The sequence below is a fragment of the Roseateles chitinivorans genome (assembly GCF_002761755.1).
GTDB lineage: Bacteria > Pseudomonadota > Gammaproteobacteria > Burkholderiales > Burkholderiaceae_C > Roseateles > Roseateles chitinivorans.
This window is the reverse complement of the sequence record NZ_PEOG01000010.1, coordinates 64,733-80,075: the sequence shown is the minus strand read 5'-3', so window position 1 is coordinate 80,075 and position 15,343 is coordinate 64,733. Positions and strand designations below refer to the sequence as shown.

Below are 15,343 nucleotides of genomic sequence, written 5' to 3'. Positions count from 1 at the left end.
TTGTGCGATCTCACTGAACTCGCCTACAATCGCCGGCTCTCCAGCATGTCTTGATGCGTCCGGGGTCCAGGTTTCGAACCGGATCCTGGGTTGATCCGAGCGTGGTGCCGCAAGGTGCTGCGCTTTTGTCGCTTGTGGAACGCCTCGATCTCACGCGGTTCCGCAGGGCCAAGGCTCGCTGGGGTTGTGACTTCAAACGGGAACAAGTTACTTATGCCAACCATCAATCAGCTCGTTCGCCACGGTCGTGAGACCGAGGTGACGAAATCCAAGTCGCCTGCCATGCAGTCGTGCCCGCAACGTCGTGGCGTCTGCACCCGCGTGTACACCACCACCCCGAAGAAGCCGAACTCGGCGCTTCGTAAGGTCGCCAAGGTGCGCCTGACCAACGGTTTCGAGGTCATCTCGTACATCGGCGGTGAAGGTCACAACCTGCAGGAACACAGCGTCGTGCTCGTGCGCGGCGGCCGTGTCAAGGACTTGCCGGGTGTGCGTTACCACATCGTCCGCGGTTCGCTGGACCTGCAAGGCGTGAAGGACCGCAAGCAAGCGCGTTCGAAGTACGGCGCCAAGCGTCCGAAGAAGGCTTAATCAGCCCAGGTCTTGGTGGCCGAGAGGTCATCGAATTTTTGCGGCCCGAGTGCAGGTGCACCGGCAGCCGAGTAAGTGGATCCCCCCAGATGTCGGTGGAGATCCGCGGCGGGGCGAGAGCCCTGACCAACTGAAGCATTGAAGGAAGAATCCCATGCCACGTCGTCGCGAAGTACCCAAGCGCGAGATCCTGCCGGACCCGAAGTTCGGTAGCGTTGATCTGTCCAAGTTCATGAACGTCATCATGGAATCGGGCAAGAAGGCCGTCGCAGAGCGCATCATTTACGGTGCCCTGGAGCAAGTCGAGCAGAAGTCCGGCAAGGATCCGCTCGAGGTCTTCATGATCGCGATCAACAACGTGAAGCCCATGGTCGAAGTGAAGTCCCGTCGCGTTGGCGGTGCGAACTACCAAGTTCCCGTGGAAGTTCGCCCCGTCCGCCGTCTGGCTCTCGCCATGCGCTGGCTGAAGGAATCCGCGCGCAAGCGCGGTGAGAAGTCGATGGCCCAACGTCTGGCCAACGAACTGCTGGAGGCCTCCGAAGGCCGCGGTGGCGCGATGAAGAAGCGCGACGAAGTCCACCGCATGGCAGACGCCAACAAGGCGTTCTCGCACTTCCGTTTCTAATCAAGACCTCTCTGGCCGCCTCGGGTTTTCACCGACCCGATGGCGGCTCCATGCATTTGGAGTGACACCATGTCCCGCAAGACCCCCATCGAGCGCTACCGCAATATCGGTATCTCGGCGCACATCGATGCTGGCAAGACCACCACGACGGAACGCATCCTGTACTACACCGGTGTGAACCACAAGATCGGTGAAGTGCACGACGGCGCCGCCACGATGGACTGGATGGAGCAGGAACAAGAGCGCGGCATCACGATCACGTCGGCCGCGACGACCTGCTTCTGGAAGGGCATGGACATGTCCTACCCCGAGCACCGTTTCAACATCATCGACACCCCCGGGCACGTCGACTTCACCATTGAAGTCGAGCGCTCGATGCGTGTCCTGGACGGCGCGTGCATGGTCTATTGCGCCGTCGGCGGCGTGCAGCCCCAGTCGGAAACCGTCTGGCGCCAGGCCAACAAGTACAAGGTGCCCCGCCTCGCGTTCGTCAACAAGATGGACCGCACCGGCGCGAACTTCTTCAAGGTCGTCGACCAGATGAAGACCCGCCTGAAGGCCAACCCCGTGCCCGTGGTGATCCCCATCGGCGCGGAAGAAAACTTCAAGGGCGTGGTCGACCTCTTCAAGATGAAGGCCATCATCTGGGACGAGGCTTCCCAGGGCATGAAGTTCACCTTCGAAGACATCCCGGCCGACCTGGTCGAGGTGGCCCAGGAGTGGCGCGAGAAGATGGTCGAGGCCGCGGCCGAAGCCACTGAAGAGCTGATGAACAAGTACCTCGAGACGGGCGACCTGACCGAGGAAGAGATCAAGGTGGCGATCCGCAAGCGCACGATCGCGACCGAGATCCAGCCGATGCTGTGCGGCACCGCCTTCAAGAACAAGGGTGTGCAGCGCATGCTGGACGCCGTCATCGACTTCCTGCCGTCGCCGCTGGATATTCCGCCGGTCGCCGGTACCGACGAGGACGACCAGCCGGTCACGCGCCAGCGTACCGACGAAGAGAAGTTCTCGGCGCTGGCCTTCAAGCTGATGACCGACCCGTATGTCGGTCAGCTGACCTTCGTGCGGGTGTACTCGGGCGTGCTGCAGTCGGGCGCGACCGTCTACAACCCGGTCCGCGGCAAGAAGGAGCGTATCGGCCGGATCCTGCAGATGCACGCCAACCAGCGTGAGGAAATCAAGGAAATTCTGGCGGGCGACATCGCGGCCTGCGTGGGCCTGAAGGACGTCACCACGGGTGAAACCCTGTGCGACCCGGACAGCATCATCACGCTGGAGCGCATGGTGTTCCCGGAGCCGGTGATCTCGCAGGCTGTCGAGCCGAAGACCAAGGCCGACCAGGAAAAGATGGGTATCGCGCTGGGCCGTCTGGCTGCCGAAGACCCGTCCTTCCGCCTGCGCACCGACGAAGAGTCCGGCCAGACCATCATTTCCGGCATGGGCGAGCTGCACCTGGAAATCATCGTCGACCGCATGAAGCGTGAATTCGGCGTGGAAGCGAACGTCGGCAAGCCGCAAGTGGCCTACCGCGAAACGATCCGCAAGTCGGTCACCGACGTCGAAGGCAAGTTCGTGCGTCAGTCGGGCGGCAAGGGCCAGTACGGTCACGTCGTGTTCTCGGTCGAGCCGCAGGAAGCCGGCAAGGGCTTCGAGTTCGTCGACGCCATCAAGGGCGGCGTGGTTCCTCGCGAGTTCATCCCGGCGGTGGAAAAGGGTGTCATCGACAGCCTGCCGAACGGCGTGCTGGCCGGCTACCCGGTCGTCGACGTGAAGGTCACGCTGACCTTCGGTTCGTACCACGATGTGGACTCGAACGAAAACGCGTTCAAGATGGCCGCGTCGATGGGCTTCAAGGAAGCCTGCCGTCGTGCCAGCCCGGTCATCCTCGAGCCGATGATGGCCGTGGAAGTCGAAACGCCGGAAGACTATGCTGGTACGGTGATGGGCGACCTGTCCAGCCGTCGCGGCATGGTGCAGGGCATGGACGACATGGTCGGCGGCGGCAAGATCATCAAGGCGGAAGTCCCGCTGTCCGAGATGTTCGGCTACTCGACCTCGCTGCGTTCGGCCACGCAAGGCCGCGCGACGTACACGATGGAGTTCAAGCACTACAGCGAAGCTCCGAAGAACGTCGCCGACGCGATCATCACCGCCCGCGCGAAGTGATGTCTCGAGCTGATGCCCCTGGGGCATCGGCTCCTTTCGTTTTCGATCATCGAATCGTCTTCGCAGTGATTCCTCCCGGTTGCCGGTCGCCGGGGCATCAGGACGCTGCGGAAACGCTAAACCAACAGACCGGAGAGATGCTCTTTTTGGAGAATTGAAATGGCAAAGGGTAAGTTTGAGCGTACCAAGCCGCACGTGAACGTGGGCACGATTGGTCACGTTGACCACGGCAAGACGACGCTGACGGCCGCGATCGCGACCGTGCTGGCGGCCAAGTTCGGCGGCGAAGCCAAGGCCTACGACCAGATCGACGCGGCGCCGGAAGAAAAGGCACGCGGCATCACGATCAACACCGCGCACGTCGAGTACGAGACGGCCAACCGCCACTACGCGCACGTTGACTGCCCGGGCCACGCTGACTATGTGAAGAACATGATCACGGGCGCGGCGCAGATGGACGGCGCGATCCTGGTGTGCTCGGCCGCTGACGGCCCGATGCCCCAGACCCGCGAGCACATCCTGCTGGCGCGCCAGGTCGGTGTGAAGTACATCATCGTCTTCCTGAACAAGTGCGACATGGTGGACGACGCCGAGCTGCTGGAGCTGGTGGAGATGGAAGTCCGCGAGCTGCTGAGCAAGTACGACTTCCCGGGCGACGACACGCCGATCATCAAGGGTTCGGCCAAGCTGGCGCTGGAAGGCGACAAGGGCGACCTGGGCGAGCAGGCGATCATGCGCCTGGCCGACGCGCTGGACAGCTACATCCCGACGCCTGAGCGCGCCGTGGACGGTGCGTTCCTGCTGCCGGTGGAAGACGTGTTCTCGATCTCGGGTCGTGGCACGGTGGTGACCGGTCGCGTCGAGCGCGGCATCATCAAGGTCGGCGAGGAAATCGAGATCGTGGGTATCCGTGATCTGCAGAAGACCACCGTCACCGGCGTGGAAATGTTCCGCAAGCTGCTGGACCAAGGTCAAGCGGGCGACAACGTGGGCATCCTGCTGCGCGGCACCAAGCGTGAAGACGTCGAGCGTGGCCAGGTGCTGGCCAAGCCGGGCACGATCAAGCCGCACACGCACTTCACTGCTGAGATCTACGTGCTGAGCAAGGAAGAGGGCGGCCGTCACACCCCGTTCTTCAACAACTACCGTCCCCAGTTCTACTTCCGCACGACGGACGTGACTGGCGCCGTGGAGCTGCCGAAGGACAAGGAAATGGTCATGCCTGGCGACAACGTCAGCATCACCGTGAAGCTGATCGCGCCGATCGCCATGGAAGAAGGCCTGCGCTTCGCCATCCGTGAAGGCGGTCGTACCGTCGGCTCGGGCGTCGTGGCCACCATCATCGAGTAAATCTTTTGCTGGTACCCGCAGGGTGCCGGTAAAGGGTGCTGCCCGTCTCGGCGGGTGGCGCGCTCGGTACTCGGCGGCGCCATTGCTGCCTCCGCGATGCCACTGGCATTGCGTCGCTCTTTGAAGGAAAAGTCATGTCTACCAAGCAAAAGATCCGCATCCGGCTGAAGGCCTTCGATTACAAGCTGATCGACCAATCGGCGCTGGAAATCGTGGACACCGCCAAGCGCACCGGCGCGATCGTCAAGGGCCCGGTGCCCCTGCCGACCCGCAAGGAGCGTTTCGACATCCTGCGTTCGCCGCACGTCAACAAGACCTCGCGCGACCAGTTTGAAATCCGCACCCACCAGCGTCTGATGGACATCGTCGATCCGACCGACAAGACGGTCGACGCGCTGATGAAGCTGGACCTGCCGGCTGGCGTGGACGTCGAGATCAAGCTGCAGTAATGCGGCCAGGCCGCCGGAGCGATCCGGCAGGTCTCAGGAAGGCGGCCCTTGGGCCGCCTTTTTCGTTGGGCTGCAGGGTACCGCGCTTGCGGTGCGGTCAGGGTTGACGCTATACTCCGCAGCTTTTCCGCGCCGGGGTTTCCTGGTGCGGCTTCGTCGCATCGCCGTCGGAGGGGTGTCGGGGCCTTTACCCCTGTCCTCAACGAAGGAGCGGTGCTTGTCGGCCCGGCCAATCGATGTCGGGTGTGTGAAATGACTTCAGGCGCGGGGCGGTGTCTCCGTCGGCGCGTTCGGGGTCAGGAGAAAACCATGAGTCTTAGCAATCGTCTCGGATTGCTGGGCCGCAAGGTGGGCATGATGCGTGTGTTCACGGTCGACGGTGATACCGTCCCCGTGACCGTGCTGGACGTGTCCAACAACCGCGTGACCCAGATCAAGACCGAAGAGTCCGACGGCTACAGCGCCATTCAAGTGACCTACGGCGCGCGCAAGGCGTCCCGTGTCACGAAGCCGGAAGCGGGTCACCTCGCGAAGGCTGGCGTCGAAGCCGGTGAAATCATCAAGGAATTCCGCGTGGATGCCGCGGTCGCCGCCGAATACAAGGCCGGCGCTCAAGTCCCCGTGACGCTGTTCGCCGCCGGCCAACTGGTCGACGTGCAGGGCACCTCGATCGGTAAGGGCTTCGCAGGCACCATCAAGCGCCACAACTTCGGTTCGCAGCGCGCTTCGCACGGTAATAGCCGCTCGCACAACGTTCCTGGCTCCATCTCGATGGCGCAGGATCCGGGCCGCGTGTTCCCGGGCAAGAAGATGTCGGGCCACCTCGGCGACGTCACCGTGACCGTCCAGAACCTGGATGTCGTCCGCATCGACGAAGCCCGCCAGCTGGTGCTGGTCCGTGGTGCCGTTCCTGGCGCGAAGGAAGGATTCGTCGTGATCCGTCCGGCCGTCAAGGTCAAGGTCAAGAAGGGAGCCAACTGATGCAACTCGAGCTCCTGAATGAGCAGGGTCAGGCGACGTCGAAGGTCGACGCTCCCGACACCCTTTTCGCTCGTGATTACAACGAAGCCCTGGTGCACCAGGTGGTCGTGGCCTATCAGGCCAATGCCCGCCAAGGTACCCGTGCCCAGCTGACCCGCGCTGAAGTCCGTCACTCGACGAAGAAGCCGTTCCGTCAGAAGGGCACCGGCAACGCCCGTGCTGGTATGACCTCCTCGCCGCTGTGGCGTGGGGGCGGTCGCATCTTCCCGAACAAGCCTGACGAGAACTTCTCGCACAAGCTGAACAAGAAGATGTACCGCGCCGGCATGGCCGCGATCCTGTCGCAGCTGGCCCGCGAAGGCCGCCTGGCTGTCGTGGACTCGATCTCGATCGAAGCCCCGAAGACCAAGCTGCTGGCCGCCAAGCTCAAGGGCATGGGTCTGGATCACGTCATGGTCATCTCCGACCAAGTCGATGACAACCTGCTGCTGGCCTCGCGCAACCTGGCCAATGTGCTGGTCGTCGAGCCGCGCTACGTCGATCCGCTGTCGCTGGTCTTCTACAAGAAGGTCCTGGTGACGAAGGCCGCGATCGAGCAACTGAAGGAGATGCTGGCATGAGCGCGCCCAAGTTTGCTGATGGCCGTCTGGCCAAGGTGCTGCTCGCTCCGATCGTGTCCGAGAAGGCCACGATGGCTGGCGAAAAGCACAACCAAGTCCTGTTCAAGGTCCTGCGCGACGCGACGAAGCCTGAAGTCAAGGCCGCCGTTGAACTGATGTTCAAGGTCGAAGTCGAGGCGGTGAACATCGTCAACGTCAAGGGCAAGACCAAGCGCTTCGGTGGCCGTCTGGGCCGTCGCGACCACGTCAAGAAGGCGTACGTGTCGCTGAAGGCTGGCCAGGAGCTCAACTTCTCCGGGGAGGCTGCGTAATGGCCGTCGTTAAAGTCAAGCCGACTTCGCCAGGCCGTCGTGGCGTGGTGAAGGTGGTGCACAAGCACCTGCACAAGGGCGCTCCGGAGGCCTCGCTGCTCGAGCCCCAGAAGCAGAAGTCTGGCCGCAACAACAACGGCCACATCACGATGCGCCACAAGGGCGGTGGTCACAAGCACCACTACCGCGTGGTGGACTTCCGTCGCAACAAGGACGGCATCCCGGCGAAGGTCGAGCGTATCGAGTACGACCCCAACCGCACGGCCCACATCGCTCTGGTGTGCTACGCCGACGGCGAACGTCGCTACATCATCGCTCCGCGCAACTTGGAAGTCGGTTCCTCGATCCTGAGCGGCGCTGAAGCTCCGATCAAGGTCGGCAACACGCTGCCCATCCGCAACATTCCCGTGGGTTCGACGATCCACTGCGTGGAACTGCTGCCGAGCAAGGGTGCCCAGATCGCTCGCTCCGCCGGCACGTCGGTCGTGCTGATGGCCCGCGATGGCATGTACGCCCAGATCCGTCTGCGCTCCGGCGAAGTCCGCCGCGTGCACATCGACTGCCGCGCCACCATCGGTGAAGTGAGCAACGAAGAGCACAGCCTGCGCCAGTACGGCAAGGCCGGCGCCATCCGATGGAAGGGCATCCGCCCGACCGTGCGTGGTACCGCCATGAACCCGGTCGACCACCCGCACGGTGGTGGTGAGGGTCGTACGGGTGAAGGTCAGGCCCCTGTGTCGCCGTGGAACACCCTGACGAAGGGCTACCGCACTCGCAACAACAAGCGCACGCAGACCTTCATCGTCTCGCGTCGCAAGAAGTAAGGGGTTGACCACATGACTCGTTCCCTCAAGAAGGGTCCCTTCGTGGATCACCACCTGATGGCCAAGGTCGACAAGGCCGTTGCCGTCAAGGACAAGAAGCCCATCAAGACCTGGTCGCGTCGCTCGACGATCCTGCCCGAGTTCATCGGTCTGACGATCGCCGTGCACAACGGCAAGCAGCACGTGCCGGTCTATGTGTCTGACCAGATGGTCGGCCACAAGCTGGGTGAATTCGCTCTGACCCGTACCTTCAAGGGCCACCCGGCCGACAAGAAGGCCGGCAAGAAGTAAGGATGGCGACGATGGAAACCAAAGCAATCGTTCGTGGCGTCCGCCTGTCGTTCGATAAGGGCCGCCTGGTGGCAGACCTGATCCGCGGCAAGAAGGTGGATCAAGCGCTGAACATCCTCGAGTTCACCCAGAAGAAGGCCGCGCTGATCATCAAGAAGGCGCTGGAATCGGCCATCGCCAATGCCGAGCACAACGACGGTGCCGACATTGACGAGCTGAAGGTCACTTCGATCTACGTGGAGCAGGGCACCACGCTGAAGCGGTTCTCCGCGCGCGCCAAGGGCCGCGGCAATCGCATCAGCAAGCCGACCTGCCATATCTACGTGACCGTCGGCAACTGAGCCTGAAGGAAGACTATGGGACAGAAAATTCATCCGACTGGCTTCCGCCTGCCCGTCACCCGTAACTGGGCGTCGCGCTGGTACGCGAACAACCAGAACTTCGCCAGCATGCTGGCCGAAGATCTGCAGGTGCGCGACTTCCTGAAGGCCAAGCTGAAGAACGCCGCCGTTTCGCGCATCCTGATCGAGCGTCCTGCGAAGAACGCCCGCATCACGATCTTCTCCGCCCGTCCGGGCGTGGTGATCGGCAAGAAGGGCGAGGACATCGAGAACCTGAAGGCCGAGCTGGCCAAGCGTCTGGGCGTGCCCGTCGCGGTCAACATCGAAGAAGTGCGCAAGCCGGAAATCGATGCCCAGCTGATCGCCGACTCGATCACCCAGCAGCTCGAGAAGCGCATCATGTTCCGCCGTGCGATGAAGCGCGCGATGCAGAACGCGATGCGTCTGGGCGCTCAGGGCATCAAGATCATGTCCGCCGGCCGTCTGAACGGCATCGAAATCGCTCGTACCGAGTGGTATCGCGAAGGTCGTGTGCCGCTGCACACCCTGAAGGCTGACATCGATTACGGCTTCTCCGAAGCCAAGACCACCTACGGCGTGATCGGCGTCAAGGTGTGGGTGTACCGCGGTGACCGCCTGGCCAATGGCGAGGCCCCCGTGATCAACACCCCCCCGGGTGCCGAAGATGATCGTCGTCCCCGTCGCAATGCCCGTCCGGGCGCGCCGAGTGGCCGTGGTCGTGGCGACAAGCCTGCCGAAGGCGGCGACAAGCCTGCTGCGAAGCGTGTGGTGCGCAAGCCCGCCGCTGACGGCGGCCAGGCGTAAGGAGAACTCAACATGCTGCAACCCGCTCGTCGCAAATATCGCAAGGAGCAAAAGGGCCGCAACACTGGTGTTGCGACCCGCGGCGCGACCGTCGCTTTCGGTGACTTCGGCCTGAAGGCCACCGAGCGCGGCCGCATCACGGCCCGCCAGATCGAAGCGGCTCGCCGTGCCATCTCGCGCCACATCAAGCGCGGTGGCCGGATCTTCATCCGCATCTTCCCGGACAAGCCGATCTCGCAAAAGCCTGCCGAAGTCCGTATGGGTAACGGCAAGGGCAACCCGGAGTACTACGTGGCTGAGATCCAGCCCGGCAAGGTGCTCTACGAGGTCAATGGCGTGCCCGAGGCTCTGGCGCGCGAAGCGTTCACGCTGGCCGCTGCCAAGCTGCCCCTGCGCTGCACCTTCGTGACCCGCCAGCTCGGCGCCTGATTGGAGAACACCCCATGAAAGCATCTGAACTGCGCGCTAAGGACGTGGCTGCCCTGAAGAAGGAAGTCACCGATCTGCTGAAGGCCCACTTTGGTCTGCGCATGCAAAAGGCGACGCAACAACTGACCAACACCTCGGTGCTGGGCAAGACGCGTCGTGACATCGCCCGCGCCAAGACCATCCTGGCCGAGAAGAAGGGAGCCGCGAAATGACGCAAGCTCAAGAGAAGAACACCCGCACCCTGATCGGTCGCGTCGTCAGCGACAAGCGCGCCAAGACCGTCACCGTGCTGGTCGAGCGCCGTGCCAAGCACGAGCTCTACGGCAAGATCGTGGCTCGTTCCCGCAAGTACCACGCCCATGACGAAAAGGGCGAGTACAAGATGGGTGACGTGGTCGAGATCGCCGAAGGCCGTCCGCTGTCCAAGACCAAGAGCTGGGTGGTGACCCGCCTGGTCGAGAAGGCTCAGCTGGTCTGATCGCCCGCGCCGCCCTCGAGGCGGTGCATGCCTGGGGTGGGCAACCTCCCTGAGGCCTGAATGGCTGGTACGCCGGTAATCCCGGTGTCCAGCCATTTTTCATTTTTCGCGGCACACTCTGCCGTTTCCTCTCATCGACAACAGCAATCAGGAGCACGTCATGCTGAAAGTGGGCGATCGTCTGCCGGCCGGCAATCTGCAGGAATTCATCGAAGTCGAGGGCGATGGCTGCTCGCTCGGACCAAACACCTTTGACATCGAGAAGCTGACCGCCGGCAAGACCGTCGCGATCTTCGCGCTGCCGGGCGCCTTCACGCCGACCTGCTCCGCGCAGCACGTGCCGGGTTACGTCGCTCAAGCCGACGCATTGAAGGCAGCGGGTGTGGACGAGATCTGGTGCGTGTCCGTGAATGACGCGTTCGTGATGGGCGCGTGGGGTCGGGATCAGAAGACGGCCGGCAAGGTCCGCATGATGGCCGACGGCAGCGCCGCGTTCACGCAGGCCACCGGCCTGACGCTGGACCTGGTCCCCCGCGGCATGGGGCTGCGCTCGCAGCGCTACTCGATGCTGGTCAAGGACGGCGTCGTCAAGACGCTGAACATCGAAGCGCCCGGAAAGTTCGAGGTGAGCGACGCCGGCACGCTGCTGAAGCAGGCCCAGGCGCTCTGACGCCTAAAACCTCTTGTTGACAGGCGGATTGTGCTTCGCGCATAATCCGCAGCTTCGCCGAATGGTGGCTCCGTCGCTCGACGGGGTTTCGGGGCCCGCTCCCGAAACGCGCCGCTTTCGGTTCTAGGTTTCTTGCCCATTTAGGCCAGACGCGGGTCGCCGCAAGGTGACAGGTGATTGGCTTACGGGCCCAAGACTGACCGCTCTCTGGATGGCTGCGATGGTCGCAGTTGCCTGAGCGGGAAAAGTTGGGGACAGACATGATCCAAATGCAATCGCGACTCGACGTCGCGGACAACACTGGCGCCAAGTCCGTCATGTGCATCAAGGTGCTTGGTGGTTCCAAGCGTCGCTATGCGCATATTGGCGACATCATCAAGGTCAGCATCAAGGAAGCTGCGCCGCGCGGCCGCGTCAAGAAGGGCGAGGTCTACAACGCGGTGGTCGTGCGCACTGCCAAGGGTGTGCGCCGCCAGGACGGCTCCCTGGTCAAGTTCGACGGCAATGCCGCCGTGCTGCTGAACGCCAAGCTGGAGCCCATCGGCACCCGCATCTTCGGCCCGGTCACGCGTGAACTGCGTACCGAGCGCTTCATGAAGATCGTGTCGCTGGCGCCTGAGGTGCTCTAAGCCCCGCTCAGACAAAGGTATTGCCATGAACAAGATTCGCACAGGCGACGAGGTCATCGTCCTGACCGGCCGCGACAAGGGTAAGCGCGGCACCGTGACGCTGCGCGTCGATGCCGACCACGTGGTCGTCGAAGGCATCAACGTCGTCAAGAAGCACGTCAAGCCGAACCCGCTGAAGGGCACGACCGGCGGCATCGTCGACAAGTCCATGCCCATCCATCAATCCAACGTGGCGATCTTCAACGCCGCTGCCGGCAAGGCCGATCGCGTGGGCATCAAGCTCGGCGCCGATGGCAAGCGGGTGCGCGTGTTCAAGTCGACCGGCGAAGAGATCAAGGCCTAAGGGGTAAGACATGGCTCGTTTGCAAGAGTTCTATCGCGAGAAGGTCGTCCCCGGTCTGACCGAGAAGTTCGGCTACAAGTCCGTGATGGAAGTGCCGCGCATCACCAAGATCACGCTGAACATGGGCGTGAGCGAAGCGGTCGCCGACAAGAAGGTCATGGACCACGCTGTGGGCGACCTGACCAAGATCGCTGGCCAGAAGCCTGTGGTCACGAAGTCGAAGAAGGCGATCGCCGGCTTCAAGATCCGTGACGGCGTGCCCATCGGCTGCATGGTGACCCTTCGTGGCGCCACGATGTACGAATTCCTGGACCGTTTCGTGACCGTGGCCCTGCCGCGTGTCCGTGACTTCCGCGGTATCTCCGGTCGCTCGTTCGACGGTCGCGGCAACTACAACATCGGCGTCAAGGAACAGATCATCTTCCCCGAAATCGAGTACGACAAGGTGGATGCTCTGCGTGGTCTGAACATCAGCATCACGACGACGGCAAAGACGGACGACGAAGCCAAGGCTCTGCTGGCTGCGTTCAAGTTCCCGTTCAAGAACTGAGGTGACCCGTGGCAAAACTCTCGATCAAGCAACGTGAGCTGAAGCGCGCCCAACTGGTCGCCAAGTACGCCAAGAAGTACGCGGAACTGAAGGCCATCATCGACGACAGCAAGAAGTCGGACGAAGAGCGCTATCTGGCCCGCCTGGAGCTGCAGAAGCTGCCCCGGAACGCCAACCCGACCCGCCAGCGCAACCGCTGCGAACTGACCGGCCGCCCCCGTGGCACGTTCCGCAAGTTCGGCCTGGCTCGTAACAAGATTCGTGAGCTGGCCTTCAAGGGCGACATCCCCGGTGTCGTCAAGGCCAGCTGGTAATCGGCAGGTTTAGGAGATTTCGTATGAGCATGAGTGATCCTATCGCCGATATGCTGACCCGCATTCGCAACGCCCAGAGCGTTGAGAAGGCCAGCGTCGTGATGCCTTCGTCGAAGCTGAAGGTCGCGATCGCCAAGGTCCTGAAGGATGAAGGCTATATCGACGATTTCGCGGTGCGTGGCGATGCAGCCCGCCCCGAGCTCGAGATCGCGCTGAAGTATTACGCCGGTCGTCCGGTGATCGAGCGCATCGAGCGCGTGAGCCGTCCCGGCCTGCGCATCTACAAGGGCCGCCACGACATTCCTCAGGTCATGAATGGCCTGGGCGTGGCGATCGTCACGACCCCGAAGGGCGTGATGACCGACCGCAAGGCACGTCAAGCCGGTGTCGGCGGCGAAGTGCTTTGCTACGTCGCCTAAGCCAAGGAGAGACAGACAATGTCCCGCGTTGGAAAAATGCCGGTCGTCCTCCCGCAAGGCGTGGAAGTGACGATCGCCGCTGAGAAGATCAGCGTCAAGGGCGCCCAGGGCACCCTGTTCGTGGCCGCGAACCCGCTGGTCACGGTCAAGCTGGAAGGCGGCAAGCTGACCTTCGTCCCGGTCAACGAATCGGCTGAAGCCGATGCGATGAGCGGCACGATGCGCGCGCTGCTGAACAACATGGTCAACGGCGTCAGCAAGGGCTTCGAAAAGAAGCTGAACCTGGTCGGCGTGGGTTTCCGTGCCCAGGCCCAAGGTCAGAAGCTGAACCTGCAGATCGGTTTCTCGCATCCGGTCGTCAAGGACATGCCGGCTGGCATCAAGGTCGAATGCCCGACCCAGACGGAAATCCTGATCAAGGGTGCGGATCGCCAGGTCGTCGGCCAGATCGCTGCCGAAGTGCGCGCGATCCGTCCGCCGGAGCCCTATAAGGGCAAGGGCATCCGTTACGCCGACGAGAAGGTCTCCCTCAAAGAGACCAAGAAGAAGTAAGGAGCCGCGCCATGCTGAACAAGAAGGAACAACGCCTGCGTCGTTCGCGTCAAACGCGTGCCCGCATCGCCCTGCAGCGCGTGGCCCGTCTGACGGTCTTCCGCTCGAACCTGCACATCTACGCCTCGGTCATTTCCGAAGACGGTCAGCGCGTGCTGGCTTCCGCTTCGACTGCCGAGAAGGAAGTGCGCACGCAGCTGTCCGGCAAGGGTGGCAACGTGGCCGCCGCGAGCCTGATCGGCAAGCGCATCGCCGAGAAGGCGAAGGCCGCTGGCGTCGAGAAGGTGGCTTTCGACCGTTCGGGCTTCGCCTACCACGGCCGTGTCAAGGCCCTGGCTGAAGCCGCTCGCGAAGCCGGCCTGCAGTTCTGACGCTCAAAGGATTAGGAAATGGCAAAGTTTCAACCCCGCGCTCAGACCGAAGGCAACGACGACGGCCTGAAGGAAAAGATGATCGCGGTCAACCGCGTCACGAAGGTTGTGAAGGGCGGCCGCACGCTGTCCTTCGCTGCGCTGACCGTGGTCGGTGACGGCGATGGCCGCATCGGCATGGGCAAGGGCAAGGCCAAGGAAGTGCCCGTCGCCGTGCAGAAGGCGATGGAATCGGCCCGCCGCAACATGATCAAGGTCGCCCTGAAGAACGGCACCATCCAGCACAACGTGGTGGGTGAGCACGGCGCGGCGCACGTGATCATGGCTCCGGCTCCTGCCGGTACCGGCGTGATCGCCGGCGGCCCGATGCGCGCTGTCTTCGAAGTGATGGGCGTGACGGACATCGTGACCAAGAGCCACGGTTCGACCAACCCCTACAACATGGTTCGTGCCACGCTGGACGCGCTGAAGCGCTGCTCCACGCCCGCCCAAGTGGCGGCCAAGCGCGGCAAGACGGTTGAAGAAATCTTCAACTGAGCGCCAGGAGATCGAGATGTCTGACAAGAAAACGCTCACGGTCAAGCTGGTCCGCAGCCCGATCGGCTGCCGCGCGGATCATCGCGCGACGGTCGTCGGCCTGGGTCTTCGCAAGCTGAACAGCACGAAGACGCTGGAAGACACGCCCGCAGTGCGCGGCATGATCAACAAGATCGCCTACCTGGTGCAGGTGCTGTAAGCACAGCATCGACGAGGAACAGAAGATGCAACTCAATACCATCAAGCCCGCCGCTGGTGCCAAGCACGCCAAGCGTCGCGTGGGCCGTGGCATCGGCTCGGGTCTGGGTAAGACCGCCGGCCGTGGCCACAAGGGTCAGAAGTCGCGCGCCGGTGGCTTCCACAAGGTCGGCTTCGAAGGCGGTCAGATGCCGCTGCAGCGTCGCCTGCCCAAGCGTGGCTTCAAGTCGCTGGCTCGTCCGTTCAATGCGGAAGTGACGCTGTCGGAACTGAACCAGCTGACCGGCGATGAAATCGACCTGCTGACGCTGAAGGCTGTCGGCCTGGTGTCCGAGCTGGCGAAGTCGGTGAAGGTCATCAAGTCCGGCGAGATCACCCGCAAGGTGTCGATCAAGGGCCTGGGCGTGACGGCCGGCGCGAAGGCGGCGATCGAAGCCGCCGGCGGCTCCGTCGCTTAATCAGCCAAGCACAGG

The 15,343-nt window shown here is 62.8% G+C and carries 26 protein-coding genes; all 26 read left to right on the top strand.

Annotation, left to right across the window (positions count from 1 at the left end; genetic code table 11):
- The first annotated feature begins 213 nt into the window (after positions 1–213).
- The 26 genes from rpsL (at position 214) to rplO (ending at position 15,328) form a co-directional block, all read left to right on the top strand.
- On the top strand, positions 214–591 hold the full coding sequence (gene rpsL, locus CS062_RS04670) for a 30S ribosomal protein S12 (RefSeq protein WP_091728101.1): 378 nt from the start codon (positions 214–216) through the stop codon (positions 589–591).
- A gap of 154 nt (positions 592–745) precedes the next feature.
- Positions 746–1,216 (top strand): 30S ribosomal protein S7, encoded by a 471-nt coding sequence (gene rpsG, locus CS062_RS04665; RefSeq protein WP_091728098.1) that lies wholly within the window; start codon positions 746–748, stop codon positions 1,214–1,216.
- A gap of 69 nt (positions 1,217–1,285) precedes the next feature.
- Complete coding sequence (gene fusA, locus CS062_RS04660) at positions 1,286–3,388, top strand: elongation factor G (RefSeq protein ID WP_091728094.1); 2,103 nt, start codon at positions 1,286–1,288, stop codon at positions 3,386–3,388.
- Positions 3,389–3,547: 159 nt separating this feature from the next.
- A complete protein-coding gene (gene tuf / locus CS062_RS04655) occupies positions 3,548–4,738 on the top strand; it encodes an elongation factor Tu (protein ID WP_091728089.1) in 1,191 nt (396 codons plus the stop codon).
- A 134-nt stretch (positions 4,739–4,872) separates the two neighbouring features.
- Entirely contained in the window at positions 4,873–5,187 is a 315-nt protein-coding gene (gene rpsJ, locus CS062_RS04650; protein WP_067065169.1) for a 30S ribosomal protein S10, read from the top strand.
- A gap of 309 nt (positions 5,188–5,496) precedes the next feature.
- A complete protein-coding gene (gene rplC, locus CS062_RS04645) occupies positions 5,497–6,168 on the top strand; it encodes a 50S ribosomal protein L3 (protein WP_091728085.1) in 672 nt (223 codons plus the stop codon).
- Positions 6,168–6,788 (top strand): 50S ribosomal protein L4, encoded by a 621-nt coding sequence (gene rplD / locus CS062_RS04640; RefSeq protein WP_091728080.1) that lies wholly within the window; start codon positions 6,168–6,170, stop codon positions 6,786–6,788. The genes rplC and rplD overlap by 1 nt, the downstream gene beginning before the upstream one ends.
- A complete protein-coding gene (rplW, locus tag CS062_RS04635; RefSeq protein ID WP_091728076.1) occupies positions 6,785–7,099 on the top strand; it encodes a 50S ribosomal protein L23 in 315 nt (104 codons plus the stop codon). The genes rplD and rplW overlap by 4 nt, the downstream gene beginning before the upstream one ends.
- Positions 7,099–7,923 carry a 50S ribosomal protein L2 gene (gene rplB / locus CS062_RS04630; protein ID WP_091728072.1) on the top strand — a complete coding sequence of 275 codons (825 nt, stop codon included), beginning with the start codon at positions 7,099–7,101 and terminating at the stop codon, positions 7,921–7,923. Before rplW ends, rplB begins: the two co-directional genes overlap by 1 nt.
- A 12-nt stretch (positions 7,924–7,935) precedes the next feature.
- Positions 7,936–8,214 (top strand): 30S ribosomal protein S19, encoded by a 279-nt coding sequence (gene rpsS / locus CS062_RS04625; RefSeq protein WP_099860293.1) that lies wholly within the window; start codon positions 7,936–7,938, stop codon positions 8,212–8,214.
- 11 nt (positions 8,215–8,225) lie between these two features.
- Positions 8,226–8,555 (top strand): 50S ribosomal protein L22, encoded by a 330-nt coding sequence (rplV, locus tag CS062_RS04620; protein ID WP_058937144.1) that lies wholly within the window; start codon positions 8,226–8,228, stop codon positions 8,553–8,555.
- A gap of 15 nt (positions 8,556–8,570) precedes the next feature.
- A complete protein-coding gene (rpsC, locus tag CS062_RS04615) occupies positions 8,571–9,380 on the top strand; it encodes a 30S ribosomal protein S3 (protein WP_099860292.1) in 810 nt (269 codons plus the stop codon).
- A gap of 12 nt (positions 9,381–9,392) precedes the next feature.
- Positions 9,393–9,809, top strand: coding sequence for a 50S ribosomal protein L16 (gene rplP, locus CS062_RS04610; protein ID WP_067065182.1), 417 nt, complete (start codon positions 9,393–9,395; stop codon positions 9,807–9,809).
- A 14-nt stretch (positions 9,810–9,823) separates the two neighbouring features.
- Positions 9,824–10,021 (top strand): 50S ribosomal protein L29, encoded by a 198-nt coding sequence (gene rpmC / locus CS062_RS04605; RefSeq protein ID WP_091728069.1) that lies wholly within the window; start codon positions 9,824–9,826, stop codon positions 10,019–10,021.
- Positions 10,018–10,287, top strand: a complete 270-nt coding sequence (rpsQ, locus tag CS062_RS04600) for a 30S ribosomal protein S17 (protein ID WP_091728066.1) — start codon at positions 10,018–10,020, stop codon at positions 10,285–10,287. Before rpmC ends, rpsQ begins: the two co-directional genes overlap by 4 nt.
- Positions 10,288–10,447: 160 nt before the next feature.
- Positions 10,448–10,957, top strand: coding sequence for a peroxiredoxin (locus tag CS062_RS04595; protein ID WP_099860291.1), 510 nt, complete (start codon positions 10,448–10,450; stop codon positions 10,955–10,957).
- 260 nt (positions 10,958–11,217) lie between these two features.
- Positions 11,218–11,586 carry a 50S ribosomal protein L14 gene (rplN, locus tag CS062_RS04590; protein WP_058933605.1) on the top strand — a complete coding sequence of 123 codons (369 nt, stop codon included), beginning with the start codon at positions 11,218–11,220 and terminating at the stop codon, positions 11,584–11,586.
- A gap of 25 nt (positions 11,587–11,611) precedes the next feature.
- Positions 11,612–11,929, top strand: coding sequence for a 50S ribosomal protein L24 (gene rplX, locus CS062_RS04585; protein WP_091728061.1), 318 nt, complete (start codon positions 11,612–11,614; stop codon positions 11,927–11,929).
- Between the two features lie 10 nt (positions 11,930–11,939).
- Entirely contained in the window at positions 11,940–12,479 is a 540-nt protein-coding gene (gene rplE / locus CS062_RS04580; protein WP_067278833.1) for a 50S ribosomal protein L5, read from the top strand.
- An 8-nt stretch (positions 12,480–12,487) separates the two neighbouring features.
- Entirely contained in the window at positions 12,488–12,793 is a 306-nt protein-coding gene (rpsN, locus tag CS062_RS04575; protein WP_067065192.1) for a 30S ribosomal protein S14, read from the top strand.
- A gap of 23 nt (positions 12,794–12,816) precedes the next feature.
- The gene (gene rpsH, locus CS062_RS04570; protein ID WP_058933609.1) at positions 12,817–13,212 is read left to right on the top strand and encodes a 30S ribosomal protein S8; all 396 of its coding nucleotides are present in this window, start codon (positions 12,817–12,819) and stop codon (positions 13,210–13,212) included.
- Between the two features lie 18 nt (positions 13,213–13,230).
- Positions 13,231–13,764, top strand: a complete 534-nt coding sequence (gene rplF, locus CS062_RS04565) for a 50S ribosomal protein L6 (RefSeq protein WP_099860290.1) — start codon at positions 13,231–13,233, stop codon at positions 13,762–13,764.
- 11 nt (positions 13,765–13,775) lie between these two features.
- Positions 13,776–14,135, top strand: a complete 360-nt coding sequence (gene rplR, locus CS062_RS04560) for a 50S ribosomal protein L18 (protein WP_067278827.1) — start codon at positions 13,776–13,778, stop codon at positions 14,133–14,135.
- Between the two features lie 18 nt (positions 14,136–14,153).
- Entirely contained in the window at positions 14,154–14,672 is a 519-nt protein-coding gene (gene rpsE, locus CS062_RS04555) for a 30S ribosomal protein S5 (RefSeq protein ID WP_091728057.1), read from the top strand.
- Positions 14,673–14,688: 16 nt separating this feature from the next.
- Positions 14,689–14,871, top strand: a complete 183-nt coding sequence (rpmD, locus tag CS062_RS04550; protein WP_067065198.1) for a 50S ribosomal protein L30 — start codon at positions 14,689–14,691, stop codon at positions 14,869–14,871.
- A 25-nt stretch (positions 14,872–14,896) separates the two neighbouring features.
- A complete protein-coding gene (rplO, locus tag CS062_RS04545; protein ID WP_091728055.1) occupies positions 14,897–15,328 on the top strand; it encodes a 50S ribosomal protein L15 in 432 nt (143 codons plus the stop codon).
- Positions 15,329–15,343: the final 15 nt, after the last annotated feature.